Source organism: Aquimarina discodermiae (assembly GCF_040786235.1).
In the GTDB taxonomy this organism is placed as follows: domain Bacteria; phylum Bacteroidota; class Bacteroidia; order Flavobacteriales; family Flavobacteriaceae; genus Aquimarina.
Genome location: NZ_JBFMKP010000003.1, coordinates 172,060 through 191,487 on the forward strand (window position 1 = coordinate 172,060; position 19,428 = coordinate 191,487).

General features: G+C 32.8%; 15 protein-coding genes. 8 read left to right on the forward strand and 7 right to left on the reverse strand.

The window, feature by feature from the left end; translation table 11 throughout:
* The first annotated feature begins 78 nt into the window (after positions 1-78).
* Together ABW636_RS02725 and ABW636_RS02730 are read left to right on the forward strand one after the other, a co-directional pair.
* Positions 79-843 carry a zinc metalloprotease gene (locus tag ABW636_RS02725; protein WP_367588417.1) on the forward strand — a complete coding sequence of 255 codons (765 nt, stop codon included), beginning with the start codon at positions 79-81 and terminating at the stop codon, positions 841-843.
* A gap of 435 nt (positions 844-1,278) precedes the next feature.
* Positions 1,279-2,139 (forward strand): matrixin family metalloprotease, encoded by an 861-nt coding sequence (locus ABW636_RS02730; RefSeq protein ID WP_367588418.1) that lies wholly within the window; start codon positions 1,279-1,281, stop codon positions 2,137-2,139.
* Positions 2,140-2,215: 76 nt separating this feature from the next.
* Here the strand turns inward: ABW636_RS02730 and ABW636_RS02735 are convergent, their stop codons facing one another.
* Positions 2,216-3,151, reverse strand: coding sequence for a pyridoxal-phosphate dependent enzyme (locus ABW636_RS02735; RefSeq protein WP_367588419.1), 936 nt, complete (start codon positions 3,149-3,151; stop codon positions 2,216-2,218).
* A gap of 178 nt (positions 3,152-3,329) precedes the next feature.
* On the opposite strand from ABW636_RS02735, the gene ABW636_RS02740 reads away from it, so the two are divergent.
* Positions 3,330-6,335: a M14 family zinc carboxypeptidase gene (locus ABW636_RS02740; protein ID WP_367588420.1), complete on the forward strand. Its 3,006-nt coding sequence runs from the start codon at positions 3,330-3,332 to the stop codon at positions 6,333-6,335.
* A 104-nt stretch (positions 6,336-6,439) separates the two neighbouring features.
* Here ABW636_RS02740 and ABW636_RS02745 read toward each other — a convergent pair whose 3' ends face one another.
* The 3 genes from ABW636_RS02745 to dnaN all read right to left on the reverse strand — a co-directional run bounded on the left by ABW636_RS02745 (position 6,440) and on the right by dnaN (position 8,790).
* Complete coding sequence (locus tag ABW636_RS02745; protein WP_367588421.1) at positions 6,440-6,838, reverse strand: GlcG/HbpS family heme-binding protein; 399 nt, start codon at positions 6,836-6,838, stop codon at positions 6,440-6,442.
* 157 nt (positions 6,839-6,995) lie between these two features.
* Positions 6,996-7,601: a hypothetical protein gene (locus ABW636_RS02750; RefSeq protein ID WP_367588422.1), complete on the reverse strand. Its 606-nt coding sequence runs from the start codon at positions 7,599-7,601 to the stop codon at positions 6,996-6,998.
* Between the two features lie 70 nt (positions 7,602-7,671).
* The gene (gene dnaN, locus ABW636_RS02755; protein WP_367588423.1) at positions 7,672-8,790 is read right to left on the reverse strand and encodes a DNA polymerase III subunit beta; all 1,119 of its coding nucleotides are present in this window, start codon (positions 8,788-8,790) and stop codon (positions 7,672-7,674) included.
* A 273-nt stretch (positions 8,791-9,063) separates the two neighbouring features.
* Here dnaN and ABW636_RS02760 point away from each other — a divergent pair, with 273 nt between their 5' ends.
* A complete protein-coding gene (locus ABW636_RS02760) occupies positions 9,064-9,594 on the forward strand; it encodes a GNAT family N-acetyltransferase (RefSeq protein ID WP_367588424.1) in 531 nt (176 codons plus the stop codon).
* 19 nt (positions 9,595-9,613) lie between these two features.
* Here ABW636_RS02760 and ABW636_RS02765 read toward each other — a convergent pair whose 3' ends face one another.
* From ABW636_RS02765 to ABW636_RS02775, 3 genes are all read right to left on the reverse strand, one after another.
* Positions 9,614-10,333: a DUF6503 family protein gene (locus ABW636_RS02765; protein WP_367588425.1), complete on the reverse strand. Its 720-nt coding sequence runs from the start codon at positions 10,331-10,333 to the stop codon at positions 9,614-9,616.
* Positions 10,334-10,352: 19 nt separating this feature from the next.
* Complete coding sequence (locus ABW636_RS02770) at positions 10,353-11,339, reverse strand: TolB-like translocation protein (RefSeq protein WP_367588426.1); 987 nt, start codon at positions 11,337-11,339, stop codon at positions 10,353-10,355.
* Between the two features lie 102 nt (positions 11,340-11,441).
* Positions 11,442-12,479, reverse strand: coding sequence for a helix-turn-helix domain-containing protein (locus ABW636_RS02775; protein WP_367588427.1), 1,038 nt, complete (start codon positions 12,477-12,479; stop codon positions 11,442-11,444).
* 2,060 nt (positions 12,480-14,539) lie between these two features.
* On the opposite strand from ABW636_RS02775, the gene ABW636_RS02780 reads away from it, so the two are divergent.
* The 4 genes from ABW636_RS02780 (at position 14,540) to ABW636_RS02795 (ending at position 19,425) form a co-directional block, all read left to right on the forward strand.
* Positions 14,540-14,713: a hypothetical protein gene (locus ABW636_RS02780; protein WP_367588428.1), complete on the forward strand. Its 174-nt coding sequence runs from the start codon at positions 14,540-14,542 to the stop codon at positions 14,711-14,713.
* A 221-nt stretch (positions 14,714-14,934) separates the two neighbouring features.
* Complete coding sequence (locus ABW636_RS02785; RefSeq protein ID WP_367588429.1) at positions 14,935-15,123, forward strand: hypothetical protein; 189 nt, start codon at positions 14,935-14,937, stop codon at positions 15,121-15,123.
* Positions 15,124-15,338: 215 nt separating this feature from the next.
* Positions 15,339-16,829 (forward strand): T9SS type A sorting domain-containing protein, encoded by a 1,491-nt coding sequence (locus ABW636_RS02790; protein ID WP_367588430.1) that lies wholly within the window; start codon positions 15,339-15,341, stop codon positions 16,827-16,829.
* Between the two features lie 22 nt (positions 16,830-16,851).
* Complete coding sequence (locus ABW636_RS02795) at positions 16,852-19,425, forward strand: hypothetical protein (RefSeq protein WP_367588431.1); 2,574 nt, start codon at positions 16,852-16,854, stop codon at positions 19,423-19,425.
* The last annotated feature ends 3 nt before the right edge of the window (positions 19,426-19,428 follow it).

The window sequence follows — 19,428 nt, forward strand, 5'->3', positions numbered from 1 at the left end:
ACACAAATTATGTACAAACACAAATTCACATTCAGTAAATTTTTGACAATTCCCTTTACACTTACTTTTTTAATTTTTATGAGTTGTGAAAAGGAAGATTTTGAAACTTCATCAGAGAATGAAATCCCTGTAGAAGCTCAGGCAACTTTAGAGTATTTTGATGCATTAGGATATTCTAAAGAAGACTTTAAATACGATGCAGAAACAGAATCTTTATTTTTTGAAGATTTTGCTGTACCTGTTGGTTATGAAAATAGCCCAAAAGCCGATGGAAATGGTGAGATTCAAGCCAAGAATCAAAATTATCCTAGTGCATTCGTTAACTATAATCAATCTCGTAATATTGAGTATTATATAGAGAGAGGTTTTCCTTCAAATCAAATAAACCCAATGGCATGGGCTGCTTATCATTGGAGTAGAGTAAGTCCTAATATAAATATTCGAAGAACTTATACAAGATCGAGAGCAGATATTTATATTGGATATTATAGAGATAGCAGAGATGTAGCTTGGGCAAGAGCTGGTTTGCCAACTGGTAACGGCTATGTAGGAAACTGGCTACGACTTAACTTGGCAAGAGGGCATAATAATCCAGATCACGATGCAAATGATAAAATGGCATTGTTGATGCACGAATTAGGTCATAATCTTGGATTTTTACACTCTGATCAAACAGCAGGTTATAATATCCCAGGAACTGGTAATGCAGCTTTTCATGCTAGGAATACATGTGGTTCTATAATGAGGAGTAGCGTGTTTACTTGTGGGTGGAGGACAAGTGGGCGTTCTGCATGGTCTCCTTCAGATTGGCGAGCTATCGGTTGGGCTTATAAACTATATTAAGAATCCTCTTAAGATAATTTTTTAGAGTATTATTATTGTAAAATTAAATGAAAAGGCTGTCAAAAAAGTAAGGACAGCCTTTTCTAATTCAACTTAGCGCAATACTTTATATTAGGATTAATAAGGTTTTAGTATTTGTTAATTCTATAAAAGGTAAGTAAGTAGATGCTTAAAGTTTGAAAACGTATTCCTATGAAATGCTCCGTAGGCTTATTTGGAAAAATTTACTACATATTATGATGTATAAATTGATAAATTGGTTTTGGATACAAAATTTTAGAGATAATAAATGTTGTTTTTTGCATAAATTAAAAAAACATGTGTTTTAATTGATTGAATGTTAAGAATGTATCGGTATGTGTTAATATAAAATAATTTTTATGTTAAATAAATGTATAATTTGCAATAATAATTTCAAACTAAAAAATTATGATAATGCACAAATTCACATTTAAAACACTGTTAGCAACCCCTTTTCTATGTTTAGCACTGTTAAGTTGTCAGAACGAAGAACTGTCTACAGGAGAACCTGAATTACCTCAGGAAGCTCAGGAAACGGTAGATTATTTAGCAGAGTATGAAGGATATGATTCCAATCTATTTACATTTGACCCCAAGACTAATTCGCTAATCTATGATGGGGACTATGCCTTTGACGCTAATACCAGAGCAAATATGATTAAAATGGATCAAGAAGCTCAGGAAAATGGTATTGTTAGTAAAAATCAATGGATGGGTAATTCTAGAGTTTCTTATAGCAATTCAAGAAATATTAAGTATTACTTTGTTACGGGAGATGTTGCTAATCCAAATTATAATTTTCCCACCGAGTATTATAGTGCTTTTGGTTGGGCAGCATATCACTGGTCAAGAGTAAGTCCAAATATTAACTTTAGACGAGTATATAATAAAAGAGATGCTAATATTATTGTAGCTGGTTATAGCGATAGTAGGGATGTTGCCTGGGCAAGAGCACAGTTACCTAGAAGAGATGGGTTTACAGGAACCTGGGTTTCGGTAAATAGAGCCAAAGCATTGCCAACTAACCCTAGTGGGACTATGAAAATGACCTTAATGATCCATGAGTTAGGCCATACCTTAGGCTTTCAGCATTCTGATCAAAATTTAGGTATTAAAATACCTAGTACAAGAGATACTAGATATCATGCCGCCAACGATTGTGGTTCTATTATGAAATCTTCTGTTTATAACTGTAATTGGAGATTTGGAAGCTCAAGAGCTGCTTGGACTCCTGATGATAGAACTTCTATCAACTGGGCATATAAGTTATATTAATTATTATATTTATAAGAAATTATCATACAGGCTGACCTTGGGGTTGGCCTTTTTTTTTGTACTGTTTTTCAATTTTTTAAAATGGTAAGTTCATTAGATCTACATTTCCGCCAGAAATAATGATTCCCACTTTCTTACGAGTATATTCTTCTTTCTCTTTTAGTAATGCAGCAAAGGCAATAGCACTAGATGATTCTATGATAATTTTCATACGCTCCCAGATAAGTTTCATTGCATTAATAATTTCCTGCTCTTCTACACGAATTATTTTTGAAACATGTTGCCGAATAATTGGGAAGTTAATATCGCCAAGTTGTGTTTTTAAACCATCTGCTATAGTATTGATACTGGTATTGGTTTCGATGTTTCCACTTAATAATGATCTATACGCATCATCTACCTCAAAAGGTTCTGCACCAATAACCTTACATTTGTTACTCAACAGACCGGTTGCCAGAGCAGTTCCTGCGATTAATCCCCCTCCACCAACAGGAGTAAAGATATAGTCCAGATCTTTATGAGTTTCTAATAATTCTAATGCAGCTGTTCCTTGTCCCAGAATAACATCCATATTATTAGAGGGGTGTATAAAGGTTGCTCCTTTTTTATGTTGTATGCGCGTTGCTGTGGCTTCACGATCTTTTAAGGTAGGTGGACATTCTATAATTTCACCATTGTATTCTTTTACAGCATCTTTTTTTACTTGAGGTGCCGTATATGGCATTACAATATATGCTTTTACCCCTATACTTTTTGCAGCCAATGCTAACGCTTGAGCAAAGTTACCTGAAGAATGAGTAACTACTCCTTTTGATCGCTGCTCTTCTGATAGCCGAAGAATGGCATTGGCGGCTCCTCTCATCTTAAAAGCACCCATTTTTTGGAAATTTTCGCATTTAAAAAATAGTTGAGTACCAGTAATTTTATTAAGTAGTTGAGACGTTAGAACTGGTGTGTTGTGAATATATGGTCTGATGTTACTATGGATGTGCTTTAATTCTTTTCTAGTCATTATAATATAGTTACCAATAAACAACTAAGATAAAGCCTAATATTAAAAAATATCTAAATAAAGCATAATGTATTGTTAATTAGATGATTAAAAAACAATATTTATAACTAAATGAGTAATATTGAAATAGCCTTTTCTAGAGGTTAATTTACATTCTAACTAACTTAAAACAAACTCAATGAAAAAACTAAGCGTTAGTAATAGGTCCTGTATAGTATTGGGGCTGGTTTTATTGTTATGTAGTATAACTAAACTACATGCACAGAATAAACATTACCGAGTGGTAATAGAAGGAGACCAAACAAAATCATTCTTACAAACAAAAGATCTCGAAGTTGATCATTTTCATTTTGAAAACGGAAAAATTACGGCAGAAATTTCTCATAAAGATTTACAACTTTTAAGAAAGAAGGGTATTAAGCACAAAATCAAGATCAGGAATCTTGAGAAACGAATTCCGCGTATCAATAAAAGAATCGATAAAAAAAATGCCGGAAGGGCAGAAAAAAATGCTGCAATGCAAGTACCCACACCTTCTAATTTTTCTTTAGGGAGTATGGGAGGGTTTCATACTCATGATGAAGCCATTGCGGTTTTGGATAAAATGCGACAATTGTATCCACAGTTAATTACGGTAAAGTCTTCTATAGGTACTTCTATTGAGGGAAGACCTATTTATATGGTCAAAATAAGTGATAATGCAGATACCGATGAGGATGAAGAAGAAATGCTTTTTACTTCCCTACATCATGCCAGAGAACCTATTGGATTATCTCAAAATCTATTTTATATGTGGTACCTTTTAGAAAATTATGCTACCAATGATGAAGTAAAAACATTGATAGATAATTCTGAGCTTTATTTTATACCTATTATCAATCCAGATGGATACCTATACAATCAACAGACAAACCCTAACGGAGGTGGTTTTTGGAGAAAAAATAGACGCAATAATGGTAGTACATACGGGGTAGATCTTAATCGTAATTACGGATATGAGTGGGGAGCACATAACGGTTCATCTAATAATCCTAGTAGTGAAGTTTATCAAGGAACAACACCTTTTTCAGAACCAGAAACACAAGCAATGCGTGACTTTGTTAACCAACATAACTTTACATCAGCACTTAATTACCATTCATATAGTGATTTATTGCTTCACCCGTGGGGATATAGTTCGACAACCTTGCCACCAGATAAAGATACCTTTGTAGCTATGGGTAACTATATGACAGAAGAGAACTCATATGCCGTTGGTACTCCTTATCAAACTCTAGGGGTTACAGGAGGAGGAAGTTCTGATGATTGGATGTATGGAGAACAAACTTCAAAAGCAAAAATATATGCTATGACACCCGAAGTTGGAGGCTCTAATGATGGATTTTGGCCACCTTCTAGTAGAATAATCCCTTTGTGTAATGAGTCATATTATTTAAATAGTAAAATAATGAGAATGGGGATTAAATATGCAAAGCTAACCCCGGCCAATACATCACAAACCATTACCGAATTGACAGGAACTGTAGGATTTTCGTTGAAGCGATTTAGCGTTAATGATGCTAATTGGACGGTGAGTTTATCATCTACATCTTCAAACGTAAGTTCTTTTGGGCAAGCAGTATCCTATAATAACTTAGTGCTTTTAGGAACCCAAAACGGCACTATTGATTTTACCTTAAAAGCCGATACTCCCACAGGAACACAAATTCCTATTACTATTACAGTAAATAATGGTAGCTGGCAATATACGCAAGAAGTTACCATCACCTATAATGGTTCGGGTACTACTTGTAATGCAACAGTACCAGGTGGAGTTTCTTCATCGGGAGTTGGAACAAGTGGAGCAACAGTAAGTTGGAATGCTGTATCAGGAACAACCTATGACCTAAGGTATCGCCAAACTGGTACTACTAACTGGACAACCGTTGCAGTAAACCAAACCAGTTATGCGATTACAGGTTTATCAGCGACAACAGGCTATGAAGCTCAGGTAAGAAGTAAGTGTCCTGATAATAGTACCTCTAATTATAGTACTTCTGTTAATTTTACGACTACATCTATATCTACTTGTAATGCAACAGTACCAGGTGGAGTTTCTTCATCGGGAGTTGGAACAAGTGGAGCAACAGTAAGTTGGAATGCCGTTTCTGGTACCACTTACGATCTTAGATATCGTCAAACGGGTACCACTAATTGGACAACGGCAGCAGTAAATCAAAACAGTTATGCAATTACAAGTTTATCGGCAGCTACAGCTTATGAAGCCCAGGTAAGAAGTAAGTGCCCAGATGGTACGACCTCTAATTATAGTGCTTCTGTTAATTTTACAACTACGTCTAGTCAAGTAAATTATTGTACTTCTAGTGGTACGAATGCTTCAGAAGAGTATATAGGGAATGTACAACTAGGAACGATAAATAATGCATCAAGTGCCAGTAGTGGGTATACTGATCACACTTCGATTAGTACAGATTTATCCAAAGGAGTATCCAATACAATAACTATAACTCCTACTTGGACAGGATCAACTTATAGTGAAGGGTATAGTGTTTGGATAGACTATAATCAGAATGGCGATTTTGAAGACCCAGGCGAACAGGTGTGGACACAGACTGCTACTCGCAATACTCCTGTAAGTGGAGCTTTTACAGTGCCCGCTTCGGCAACAGAAGGAGCGACAAGAATGAGAGTTAGTATGAGTTATAATGCGATTCCTAATCCATGTGGTACCTTTAATTATGGAGAAGTAGAGGATTATACTGTTACCATCAAAGCTGGTGGTGGAGAAAACGATATCTGTGAAGGTGTGGCTGCATATAATGCTTCACAAACGTACCAGGTAGGTGATAGAGTTACATATCAAGGGAACCTTTATGAGAGAACGCAAAGTGGTTGGACAAATTTAGGAGCTTGTGGTTCATCGGCGATTAGTAAAGATGGTGATGTTTCTGTAGTATTGAGTGATACTTACATACTACACCCAAATCCGGTAGGAAAACAATTAAATATACAACTCAACGTACTTAAAGAAGTATCATATACCGTTACTGATGCTCTGGGGAAAGTTGCTTTAAAAGGAAAATGTACTTCTCATGTCGATGTAGATGATTTAAAATCAGGAGTATATGTTCTCACGATTTTTAATGAAGGAAAAGGGCATAGCGCTCGATTTGTTAAGAAATAAAGAAAAAATTTATTTATAATTAATAAAACCCATGAGGTATATCTCATGGGTTTGTTTTATCATATGATAAGAGCCTTGTAATGTATAAACTCTTATGGGGGTAATTAAATTACAGATACCCCTGCTTCTGCCACGGCGTGATCATTTTCTACAGAACTACCACTTACACCAATAGCCCCTATAACATCTCCTGCATCATTTTTGATAGGAACTCCTCCTGGAAAAGTAATCAATCCATTATTAGAGTGTTCTATATTAAATAATGGTCCTCCTGGTTGTGAAAGTTCTCCTAGAACCCCTGTGTTTTTTCCAAAAAAAACGGAGGTTTTTGCCTTTTTAATAGCAATGTCTATCGAGCCTATCCAAGCTCCGTCCATGCGGGCAAAAGCTACAAGGTTGGTTCCAGAGTCAACAATGGCAATATCCATTTTTGTGTCAATAGCTATTGCTTTTTCCTTTGCTGCTGCAATGGCTTTTTCTGCTTGTTCGAGCGTTATGTTCATGATTTTGTGTTTATGAATTTTTATCGCTCAAAAATAGGATTTAATGTTTTATTTTAATTGCTTTTTTATCTTTATGTAAGTATATGGTACTACTATTTTTTATGTTTTGAGAACTTAAATTCTAAAACACAGTACCATTCAAATTTCTACAAGAATCTTATTTAAGTAAAGCTTCGTTAAAAGACCCTTCGAACGTATTAGAATAAATAATAGTACCATTATCAGGATCTCCATACTCTAGAGGTTTTGTTTTAATCATAAATCTAATTGGTACGGTAATATTTCCCGAAATGCATGGCGCAATAAATGATTGTACTTCTTGAGGTTCGATAATTTTATTGGATAAATAACTGTTGCCACATAATATTCTAAGAGGCTCTTTGTCAAATGATACGAGTGTTCGCCATGCATTTTTATAATATACCTGTCTTGTAAAAGAAATTAGACCATCAATATTTTTGATATTTAGTGGTGCTTTGGTAGTGTTAACGATAAGAATTTTAAATCCTTTATTTGTCTTCTTTTTTCTGTAGGAGCTCCACTTAGAAAAAGGAATATGAGTATTGGATAGTACGACCAACTGTAATTGGTTATCTTGTATAGGGACCTTTTCTTTTTTTAAAGTAGTAAGTGATGTTTTTTCTTCGTGTAATTGCTCTACATCATAATTCGCATTGTACAATTTATAATCAATACATGTGATTTCCTGAGCACTAATTGTAGCGCCGAATAGTATTACAATAATAAAAATATATGTTTTCATATCTTATATAATGCAAAAATCCAACCACAATTGCAATTATGATTGGATTTAAAGATATGAAATTATATTTTTAGTTATTTAGCATTACTGGCATTACCAGCATAGTCACTTGTTCTCCTTCGTCTAATCCATCTATAGGAGTAAGAATTCCTGCTCTATTAGGTAACGACATTTCCAGTTGTACTTCATCGGCAGTTAGGTTTCCTAGCATCTCACTTAAGAATCTGGAATTAAATCCTATTTGCATATCGTCTCCTTGATAATCACAAGTTAGGCGTTCTTCAGCTTTGTTAGAGTAATCAATATCTTCTGCAGAAATATTTAATTCTGCACCAGCGATTTTTAATCGTATTTGATGCGTAGTTTTATTAGAGAATATAGAAACCCTGCGAACCGAGTTTAAAAACTGTGTACGTGCTATTGTAAGTTTGTTAGGATTCTCTTTAGGAATTACAGCTTCATAATTAGGATACTTTCCGTCAATTAATCTACAAATCAACTGGGTATTGTCAAAAGTAAACTTAGCATTCGATTCGTTATATTCTATTAATACGTCACTATCACTTCCTGCTAAAATCCCTTTTAATAAGTTTAATGGTTTTTTGGGCATAATAAACTCTGCAGATTGCGATGCTTTGATATCTTCTCGAGTATATTTTACCAACTTATGGGCATCTGTAGCTACAAATGTTAACCCCTCTGTAGAAAACTGAAAAAACACTCCACTCATCACTGGTCTTAAATCATCATTACCTGTTGCAAAGATAGTTTTACTTACTGCTGTAGCCAGAACATCTCCTAATATATTGGTAGCACTTGGTTCTTCTAGCTCGACCGCTTTAGGAAATTCTTCTCCGTCGGCATAAGCTAGCGCATATTTACCATGGTTAGAGCTAATCTCTACCGTATGGTTATCACCAGAAACAAAGGTTAATGGTTGCTCGGGAAAAGTTTTAAGGGTCTCTAATAACAATTTTGCTGGTACAGCAATCGTACCTTGATCAGAAGATTCTACATCTAATTTTGTAGAAATAGTGGTCTCAAGATCAGAAGCAGATACTGCCAGAGTGTTGTTATCTAATTCGAATAAAAAGTTATCTAAAATAGGTAGTGTATTACTATTACTAATAACCCCACCTAATACCTGAAGTTGCTTTAATAAGTATGAACTGGATACTATAAATTTCATGTGTGACTCGTTATGTACAGTTTTACGCAAATATAATTGTAATCTATCTGTGTTTGGCTATCTCAAAAACCATAGTTATTAACAAAGAAGCGGGAGTTATCTACTATTTTAAATTTTGAGTTGTTAGATAGTAAAGCAGAGCACGAGTATCAGTATAACAAAGTGTGTAGTATAACTAGAATATAAAAAACTACCTAAGCTTTATTTAGTAAAAAACTACCATTTTATAACGTACTTTTGGATACCGTGTAAAAACTAAGATTATAACTATTTATGCAAACCAAAAATTACATACTTAAAGAAATACAAGCATCTGACATAGAAAATATTCATGGAGGGCTTTCTGATCCCGAAATTACCAGATTTTATGATGTACATTACCCTACGCTCGAAGCTACCAAAGAACAGATGGAGTGGTATGATTCTTTAAAAAAGAATGAAACAGGTATCTGGTGGGGTGTTTATGATCTGGAAAAAAATCGGTTTTGTGGTGCAGGAGGATTTAATAGTTGGGAAAAACAGCATAAAAAAGCAGAAATAGGCTTTTGGCTCCTTAAAGAGTTTTGGGGAAAAGGAATCATGAAAGAAGTGATGCCAAAGCTTTTCGAGCTGGGATTTACAGCCTTAGGTTTAAATAGAATTGAAGGTTATGTGGTAAGTGACAATACCAAGTGTAAAAATGCGCTTGAAAAAATCAACTTTACTTATGAAGGGACAATGCGAGAGTGTGAAGTAAAAAATGGAGAAAATATTAGTGTGGATATCTATTCGATCCTAAAGAGCGAATGGAATCAAAATGACTAAGGTGTATTTTATAATCCGATCATAGCGCTTTTATAATAATATCAGAGCCAGAATAGTCATTTGTATCATATTCATGCCAATGACGTATTCTAGGTATTTTAAGGGTATTGATGTTAATTTCTCCATCAAAATAAAGACGCTCTCCTTTGGCTAAATCATTAGGAAAAACAATTTCTAACCCTAATAAAATGTAATCGTTTTGATCTATAAAGAGATTCCAATGTTTTGATATTATTTTTTCTTTTAATTCGATAGGTAATTTAAAACTGTTTTTAGCATTGAATTTTTGAAAAGTAACCGTTCCATATTCCTTTATGCTAGCATTATCCAGTGACATAGGCAAACCTATAAGGTGATAATAGAATTTTTGATAAAGAATATTTCGTTCGGGCTGTAACTTATATTTTTTGATAACTGTAGTATCAGTAATAACTTGATTATTTAATAAGGTAGTGGCATATCCCAATGTATCTATGCTATGTTTTGATACAGCACTATCGCGATTTCTTAATAGTTCGAAGCTGTGATTATTATTATTCATTTTTAAAACCGAATACCGATGAGGATTTGATAGGCGGGGTTCTTGTATATGCAGTTGTATGTTGCTTGTTGCCCATATTGTGTTGGGGTCGTGTTTTAAAATACTTCTTTGTAATATGGTTTGAGGAGCTAATTTTTTTTGTGGAGTCGTACATCCAAAAAGTGAAAGGGTAAAAAATAAAATAGAAAGGTATTTCATAATGTATTCGATTATAGTTTTATTTCTCTGTTTCTATAGGAAGGTTTTCTAATGCTATCTGATAAATATTTCCGAAACCGTTTAATGGTGAATCCAATCGATGCTGAAAAGATTGATAGGTGTATATCGTATCTGTTTTTATAAAACCATTATGTATTCTGCTAGAGAAAAAAAGTGTCTTTCCATTAGGAGATATTTTGGGTGAAAAATCATATGTAGCTGTATTTACAATTGGCCCAATGTTTTTGGATGGAGTCCACAAACCATGTCTTTTTATCGAATAATGAATGTCATCATACCCATAATCTCCTGGTTTATGCTGTATCATCATAAAAAGAATAGTACCATCTGGACTTACACCTACGTTACCTTCGTGATATTTAGAATTGATGGTTTTTGGTAATAAAATAGGAGTTTGATATTGATGGTTACTAAATGTGGCATAGTATATATCCATATCTCCATATCCATTTGGTCTGTTAGAACAGAAGTGTAAATTTCCCTGATGATCAACAGTAGGAGAAAATTCGGTATAAGAAGAGTTAATACCATCGGGTAATCGTTTTGGTTCACTCCAGTTACTATGTTCATTTGTCCGTTCTACAAACCATAGATCTGCATTAGTATTTATAGTAGTTCCTTTAATAGGTCTGTTAGAGCTAAAAAACAATTTATTTCCATCTGGAGACAGAGAAGGAGAGCCATCACTGTAATTTCCTGAAAAAGGTGCAATTTGAGGAGTAGACCAATGCTCTCCTTTTTTTATAGCATATGCTATCGTACAATACGAATGATCGTTTGAGTAAATTGCAAAATAAAGTTCCTTACCAGATGGAGTAATACTAGCATGACCTTCAAAAGCTGCCGTAGAAATAATATTTGGAGCTACCATTTGTGGAAGATAACTGACTATAGCCTCTTTTTTTTCGATATGAGAATTAGGTGCTTTTTGTGAAATTACATAAATACTTGTCATCAGAAAAAGCAGAAGTATAATTTTTTTCATTTTTCGTTTATTAAAAACTAAAATCAAATGTATAAAGCAAGTCTCTTTAAAAGAAAAAATTATAGATCGAGAAGGTCTCAAATCTTATGAATGAGACTTATTTTAGGATGATGATATGCTATCGATATACTCACCCGGTGTCATGTCTTCTTGCTTTTTAAAAACTCTGTAGAATGTGGCTTTTGATTTAAAACCAGATTCTTTAGCAATACTAAATAGATCATACTTTTCTATAGAAGTATGACATATTCGCTTTTTAAAATCTTTAATTCGATAACCATTCAATAGATGTTGAAAATTTTCATAAGCATGATCTTCTAAAAACTGCCGAAAAAGCGTACTATTTATATCATATGTATTGATAAAAGTGTTTAAACTAATATCTGGATCGGCATATACTTTATGATCATCCAAAAGTTCCCATATTTTTTGATAGTTAGAAGCCGGCTTTCTTTCTTTTTTGTGTATATCGACAGTTAGGATACTTTTCTTTAACCCAGTTACTTCAGTTAGTCCATAAAATATATAGGAGAAGCATAATAAAATAAATAATGGGACAACAATATAATAAAACACGGGAAGAGAAAAATTGGTATATAAATTTTCTAGAATAGGGTGTTCTATTATTGCATTAAGAAAGGCAAAAGAGATTACAAATGCTTTAAGTAGTATATACACATTTGCTGAAATATAAAAAAACTGAAACCTTCTTCTGGGATATGGTTTCAAACGTTCTTTTAATTGATGTTTGTACAGTTGCAATCCTTTAAAAAAATATACGATGCTAAATGTAATAATGGATAAGAGAAAAAATGGAGCAATACTATGATGAGATCCCCTAAAAAATAAAATAGCCACAAGGTGTAAAATTAGATAAATCAAAAAGGCAATGATTAAATGATAGCCATATTTTTTGTCCAATTTATTTTTTGATACCGATAAATACGTATATAAAAGCGGAGCATACAATATTTCATGAGGCCCTCCTAAGATACAATACAAGCCAGAACCTTCTATGGTTTCCCAAAAGGCTCTTTTCATCAAAGAAAAGATGAGTAATAAGCAAAAAACACCCAATACTTTGTTACGCTTCTCTTGTTGAAAAATATTAACGATACCAACAACCGCTATCTGTAGCATAAGACATAGATATATTCCTATTAAAATAGATTCCATGTATGTTTTGTAGTTATAGCCAATTTGGTGAATGCTTAGCATAAAAGTAGGTATAAATAACACTTTGGTCAAAAAAGATAAAATTCGAATTGGTTAAGATGCTCTAATTAAAGAAAAAACAAATTTACCTTATCATTCTACAGTTTTAAAAAGACTATGAAAACGAGATGTTTTTTTAACCGATCGTTGTTACTTTGTTTATCGTTTGAAACTAATACAAAATTACCCTACTATTGATATTAAATTACTCTATTTCTTTGAAATATATAGCTTATCCATACAAATTATGGTTGTGTTGTTTTGTGATATTTTTCTTTACCCCAGTTATAAACGCCCAAAATGACAGTATAGTAGTCGAAAAACTGTATAAAAATGGGGTTGATAGCTTACGAATCAAAACAGGGGCTTCTATAACTACTTTAGAAAAAGCTTTGCATATTATCAACGATAGTATTTTGTCTAAGGACAGCAACAATAGATGTTTTTTGTTGAAAAAAGTATTGATTTTGAATTATTTAAGCCATTATTATCGAAAGGATACAGAATATGTACAAAGTTTAAAAGCGATACAGGAGAGCCTAAAATTAAAAGAAAAAATAGAGGAAACCTATACTTTACCTACAACATATTACCTCTATGGTAGATGACCCTATTAATACCACTCATCTAGAGGCTACTCTATATTAGGTATATGTTACTAATAGTAAAGAAGAATACAGTATGAGCTTGATACGAAGATAACAAGCGATAGGTTATAAAAACAATCATAATAAATCATACCTCCTATATCGATACCGATATAGGAGGTTTTTTTTAGCGAAACTCTGTTTTGAAAAGTTGCGTAGCGATGTGTTCAAAATAGATAGTTGAACTAATCCCGCTTTTTCAGAGGGATCTGAGGTTTAATACCTCGAAGCTTATTTACTTGAAATAGAGATATAATCTAAACTTAATCATTTGCAATCCGTCAGATTGAGACATTCAATAAAATTTTATCCAGTGGTTCAACTGACATATTTTAGTTGTATTTGTAGTCTTTACTTCCTCCTTTGAAGGAGGATTGAGGAGGATGTTTTTAAAGAAACACCCATCCCTTTGTCCATAACTTAAACTCGCCTAAAACTAACGTTGTATCGTCCTCAAGAGAAGGAGTTATTCGACTTAAAATATAACTATTTACAAAACACGTCAATAGTAGTGAAATTCTGTTAAGAATTTTGCCCTTCGACAGGCTCAGGTTGACTAGGGTTTTTGTTCTGAATACTTTATAATCTTGAGCCCTTCGATAAACTCCGGGTAAACTGCTATTATTTAATTTAACTCATCAATCTAGCGAAAAATCGTTACGATGATTTTTACGAAATTCTCATCCGTAAATCGTATCACTCTTGATAAAATATCAATAAGTTTACTCCTTATAGATAGACTGTTTTTATAGCTTTGTTTTAGTTTAAATATTTGTAAAACAGGTGTTTGTGAGTATGTTTTTTTTGAAAACTGCAAAAAAAATCGTATTTTATTATAGCCTGTTCACAAATCGATCAGGTAATTGGTAGTTAGTTAGTGATGCTTTGGGTTAATTATTTTCTATAAGTTTTGTGTATAATACAAAGTATAGTGTGCTTATGGGATTGATATTATTTTTAACGGTGCTCGTTTTTATAACCACCTTTTATATACATCATATACAAAGGAGATTGCACTCTAGTGATGTTTTTTTTGTCTGGTTAGCAAATACTGCTGTTATCGCTGTTTTACTTTTTACGATTTGGGATCAGGATGCCTATAGCAAAATGTGTTGGGGTCTACTGTGTTTAATACTATTTGCTTTTGTCTTAAGAATATTTTTTGGTAGACATAAAATAAAAAAGAAAGAAAAATTATCTATTTATTTTATGTTTTCTTTTACGCTATTAGGATTGTTATTCTATGTGTGGTTTACGATAATCTAATTATGCAAGAAGAGTTTTTTGCGGTACAAAGAATCATGTTATAAAATAAAAAACCTTCACTATCCATAGATAATGAAGGTTTTGTCGGGGTGGCAGGATTTGAAACTGGGATGTCAATTATCTTGGATTCATCAATTATACCACGAGGGCAAATCTGTACAAGATACTATTGACCGTATCTATACTGCACGTCATGTACTTTATTTTCAAGGAGAGGATATTATTACAGTTCTAAAAAAACAATGATTTTATTGATCATATACTACTTGAATATCTAGAGGTAAATAGAGCATCTTAACTGTTTCATTTCGTCCCATAGTTTAGTACCTACCTATTTGATAGTACAGGTTAATCCATAAGAATACGGGAGTAATCATTTGTCATAGTAAAATTGAGTTTGTGTTAAATTACCCCAACTAGTTCGATTGCTCCTGTATTCTTTTAAAACCTTTAAACCAGTATATAAAATGCCAATAGATTATAGTAATGCTGTTCCTTTAAACATACTGTATAATATTTTGCATGAGCTAGACATCGATGCAAACAATTTTATGTTAAAACTTCGTTATGACGACCCCAGTGCAATAGTGCTTTATGGAAAGATACTTGCGCTATATCATAAAAGTAAAGAATTAGGCTTTTCGTCATTGAAATAAAATTTCATAAACAAGTACAATTCAAATTTGTATAACACTAATAAATAGATAAATACGATTTTAGAGTGATAGTTATTTTTTTTTAAGATTTTTTAGTCAAAGATTAACAAAATACATAAGAAATGTTAAAGTGAGTATCAAAAATTGAAACTACGATGCTCTACTATTGTAACCAGTTAGCTAACAGATAAATATTAATTCTTAAAACACAAAAAATGAAAACACCAAATTTCTTGGGGGTGATAAGTATTGCCCTATTTTTAACACACTTTAGTTGGTCACAGGATCAACAGAACGAAGTTACAAACTGCGAAAGACGATTAAGAATAGCAAAGATGTATTTTCCTATTCTCGATCAATTAACCATTGATCATAAAATAGAAATATTAGAAAGTATAAGCCCATGCGAAACAACAACAGACCTAGATACCCAATATTACATTGCTCTGTTACATACACAAATTGATAGTGAAAAATACCCTTTAAGAACAGGGTTTAGTAGTTTAGAAAAGCTAAGTTGGCTTGATTATGCCCCTGCATGTCGTACCATAGGGATACTTTGGAAAAAGGGAGAATCACCTACAAGTATTGGGCGATATATCATAGATATTTCACAAGCTGACTTTTGGTTTAATAAGTCCTATGCAAAAGATTCTATTTCCAAATATGCCAAAGGGTATTATGCCATGAAGGGTTTTCCATCTCCAAATAAACAAAGTTATAGTGACGCTATTGGTTTTTTCAAGCAAAGTAAATATGCCATGTCAAAACATTGGTTGGCTATTTGTCATTATTTTGGTTTTGGAGTGCCACAGGATAAAACAAAAGGTTTACAAATGCTTTCTGATAATGCTATTGTAAATAGTGATAACCTAAGAAAACATTTATTAGCAACTCCTTTTTCTAATCCAACCTTATCAGATATAGAGAACGAAGCTTTAGAGAGTTCTACGAGAAGTAGTTCAAAATTTTACAATAAAGAGAAAAGAAGCTTTGAAGGTAATTTGATAGAATATGACTGGTCTGGAACAAAAATCATGCGAAAGATTCCTATAAAATTATCATTAGAACAGTATTTTTCATCAACTGCAAATTTAGAGCTTGATATTACAGGTAAGGTTATTGAAAAGAGAGTGTCTATGAAAAGCGGGACAAATACTTTTTCTAATGGAAAAATAGAGTTTTCGTTGCCTTCTTTATTCCCAGACCATCCAAATCGAAAACAATTAGCTTACGAGATAGATAGAGTAAGTTTTTTTGAAGTACCCGTTGTAGGTTCAACCCCCTTTATTATGGCAAGAGCCTATGGTGAAATACATACTTTTAGGGAAAGGACACCCAATATAGTTTTTTTATTAAATGAAGTTACGTCTAATGCTTTATTCGCCAAAACTGATAAGTCAACCGAAAAAAATATTATCAATGATAGTATAGATGTGAACCTTCAAAATAGTTTTGCAAGCATCTCACCAAATCCGGTTAAAAATCAATTCAACATTACTTACCAGTTAGATAGTCCCTCTAGGGTTAACATTGCAGTTTACGATTTGTTAGGTCAAAAAATGATAGAAGTAGCTAATGATCAATTATTGCAATCAGGCAAACAAATCTTTAATGTAGATGGTTCTTCTTTATCAAGTGGCTCTTATGTCGTTCGTATTACAATAGAAGATCAATCCTTTATCAAACGAATCATAAAACTATAACCAACGATACAAAAACATAAAAATGAAAACAATATATCAATTATTGGTAATATGTATTGTATGCTTTTTACCTACAAATAACTATGCACAATTCGATAAAATTCCAGACCCAGTAAGTAAATCTACAGGTACATTAATTGAATGTGATTGTCATTTTCAAAATGACTTATTTCGGTTTAATAATAAATGGGAGCAATTAGTAGAACTAGAAAGGGAGTACTGGCTTAGGGATAAAGAAACTTTGTTAAAAGCGGCTATCGAAGATCGTTTAAACAAGCAATTTAGCAATTATACAGATGCTCAACGAGCTTTTTTTAAACGATTTGCTGCCGAATGGGGGGCACAAAGCACCTTAAATACAGCACAAAATAACATTGTCAAAAAGATAAATAATAATACAAACGGAAGGCGTGGACAATCTTTAGAAGTGAGTACCTTACAAATAGCATTAAGTAATATTCAAAATGGGGTATCCTATAATTTTGGAGATTTACAAACAGGTAATCATTACATCAGAGATTTGAACGTTTGGGGGCTGGATTCCCGAATTAATACATTAAAATCTTATGTTGTCCCTAATCAGCAAATAGCACAACGTTTAGTAAAAATTAGAGATGGACTTCATAAAATGGATAACAATAATTCTGCTTTAGAAAATAGAATAATAGATGATTTTATGAATCATTACAATAGTTTTGACCATGAAAATAAAGTTAGGCTAATGACCAAATATTTAGTGTTGCAAAACGAAGGGAAAAAGTTAATCGGTGACGACCCTTATAGATTGGATTATTTTCCGCCTAATTTATATTATATCGGTAATCTTGATTATACAGGGGAAGCAGAAAAAATAGCAGAAGGTATTGGAGCTAATGGCGCTATACCTAATATACAAGGGTTTACTGGTGAGCAAGCTATTTTGAACTATACGTATATGCAAATGGGTTCTGGTGTATATAATTTTATTAATAAACCAGATAATGCTGAAATCAAGCTTGAATCTAATAATTATATAAAATATCATACTTTCTCACAAGAATCAATGGATTTGTATAAGGATGTTATAGAAAGTTTTGCAAATGACGCAAAGAATTTCCCATTCAGCAAATATAACTTTAGGTTAGATCAAGGTTCTTTGTTTACTATGGATTTTCATAACGAGAATTACCAAACCCGTTTAGTAAATTTTCATCATCATAATGGCGGAAGCACAAGAAAATACCACGGGTTACCTAATATTTTAAGACAACTACGATTCGAAACGACTACTAAACAGCAAAGAGCTTTTATAGGAGGTTTCTATTTGGATATGGTAAAAGATAATGGGTATGATCTTTCAAGTTATATTACCGCAGAAAATGCTTTTTCTCAATTTAAATTTAGAGTTTTTGATATTAATAATTTAGGTCGGTATGATATAGAAATTCTCTATACTGGGGATACAGGCTTTATGGTATCAAGAGATAGAATCTTTTTTCCGCAGTTTTTACAAGCAGATGAGTTAACCAAAGAAGCGGTTAAAAGCTTTTTTAGTTTTGATTACGAAAAGTACTGGCATCTGGTGAGAGTTCGGGATTTGAGAGAGAAATTAGGTCTAACAATAGATGAGATTAACTGGTTAAAGAACAATGGTGAAAAAACCAAGAGTATTAGCAAGTATTTAGAATCAAATGATTCTTCTCCACTTATAGATCAAACTATTAAAACATTAATTAAACTTGAATCTAATGACACTCATTTAATTGATGCTACTCAGGAAAAAGAAATTGTTAGAACGGTAACCTATTATAATGATGGTGTTTTTGATTCTGATATTAATTTTTGCGGGTGTAAACAAACTAATATAGACATACGTAAAGACTTTTTAAATGGAAAAATATCAGAACAACAGTTATTTGATATATATGGTGCTCAGGTAGAATTTCAAATTCAAAATCCGGATGGAACGTTTAGAGAAGTGTCGCAATTGGATTTTTATCTAGAGACTTCGACAGTACGTGAAGGAGTAATAAGAGAAATACTCTCATGGACTCCGGTAGGCGATATTTCTGAAGTAGGATATGAGTTATACGACGGTAACTATGGAATGGCTGCGGCAAATGTTGGGTTACTTTTTGTTCCTTTTGATAAGATTATTAAAACAGGTGGAAATATTGTAAAAATAGTTTTTAAAAAAGGAGATGAAATTGTAGAGTTTACAGCAAGACAGATGTGGGATTTGCATCCTTTTTCTAGAGGACGAATGATCGAAGAAGCACTAGCAAAAACTCATTATAAAGATTATCTTTGGACTGTAGATATACCAACTGCTAACGGTAAAAAAAATTATTTCTGGCCTTATTTCGATTTTATTAAAGGAAACAAAGTAGTAAGTGTCAAAACAACAAATGCGCAAAGTGGTTTTGGTAGTATTAAAAAGAATATTGAAGACTTAGCTTTGTATGTAAAAGGATCGACTTCTAATGGAGGGGTTATTATTAATGATGTAGATTTAGACGTATGGGTTCCTGAGGGATATGATCAAAGTTTACTTCAAGATATGAGAAATTTAGCAGAAAGTTTGCAAATAAATTTTAACATTTTAGAGTTTAAATAATAT

Coding starts and splice junctions, on each gene's coding strand:
- ABW636_RS02725 (WP_367588417.1), top strand. CDS start 79: ATGAGTTGTGAAAAGGAAGATTTTGAAACTTCATCAGAGAATGAAATC.
- ABW636_RS02730 (WP_367588418.1), top strand. CDS start 1,279: ATGCACAAATTCACATTTAAAACACTGTTAGCAACCCCTTTTCTATGT.
- ABW636_RS02735 (WP_367588419.1), bottom strand. CDS start 3,151: ATGACTAGAAAAGAATTAAAGCACATCCATAGTAACATCAGACCATAT.
- ABW636_RS02740 (WP_367588420.1), top strand. CDS start 3,330: ATGAAAAAACTAAGCGTTAGTAATAGGTCCTGTATAGTATTGGGGCTG.
- ABW636_RS02745 (WP_367588421.1), bottom strand. CDS start 6,838: ATGAACATAACGCTCGAACAAGCAGAAAAAGCCATTGCAGCAGCAAAG.
- ABW636_RS02750 (WP_367588422.1), bottom strand. CDS start 7,601: ATGAAAACATATATTTTTATTATTGTAATACTATTCGGCGCTACAATT.
- dnaN (WP_367588423.1), bottom strand. CDS start 8,790: ATGAAATTTATAGTATCCAGTTCATACTTATTAAAGCAACTTCAGGTA.
- ABW636_RS02760 (WP_367588424.1), top strand. CDS start 9,064: ATGCAAACCAAAAATTACATACTTAAAGAAATACAAGCATCTGACATA.
- ABW636_RS02765 (WP_367588425.1), bottom strand. CDS start 10,333: ATGAAATACCTTTCTATTTTATTTTTTACCCTTTCACTTTTTGGATGT.
- ABW636_RS02770 (WP_367588426.1), bottom strand. CDS start 11,339: ATGAAAAAAATTATACTTCTGCTTTTTCTGATGACAAGTATTTATGTA.
- ABW636_RS02775 (WP_367588427.1), bottom strand. CDS start 12,479: ATGCTACAGATAGCGGTTGTTGGTATCGTTAATATTTTTCAACAAGAG.
- ABW636_RS02780 (WP_367588428.1), top strand. CDS start 14,540: ATGAAGGTTTTGTCGGGGTGGCAGGATTTGAAACTGGGATGTCAATTA.
- ABW636_RS02785 (WP_367588429.1), top strand. CDS start 14,935: ATGCCAATAGATTATAGTAATGCTGTTCCTTTAAACATACTGTATAAT.
- ABW636_RS02790 (WP_367588430.1), top strand. CDS start 15,339: ATGAAAACACCAAATTTCTTGGGGGTGATAAGTATTGCCCTATTTTTA.
- ABW636_RS02795 (WP_367588431.1), top strand. CDS start 16,852: ATGAAAACAATATATCAATTATTGGTAATATGTATTGTATGCTTTTTA.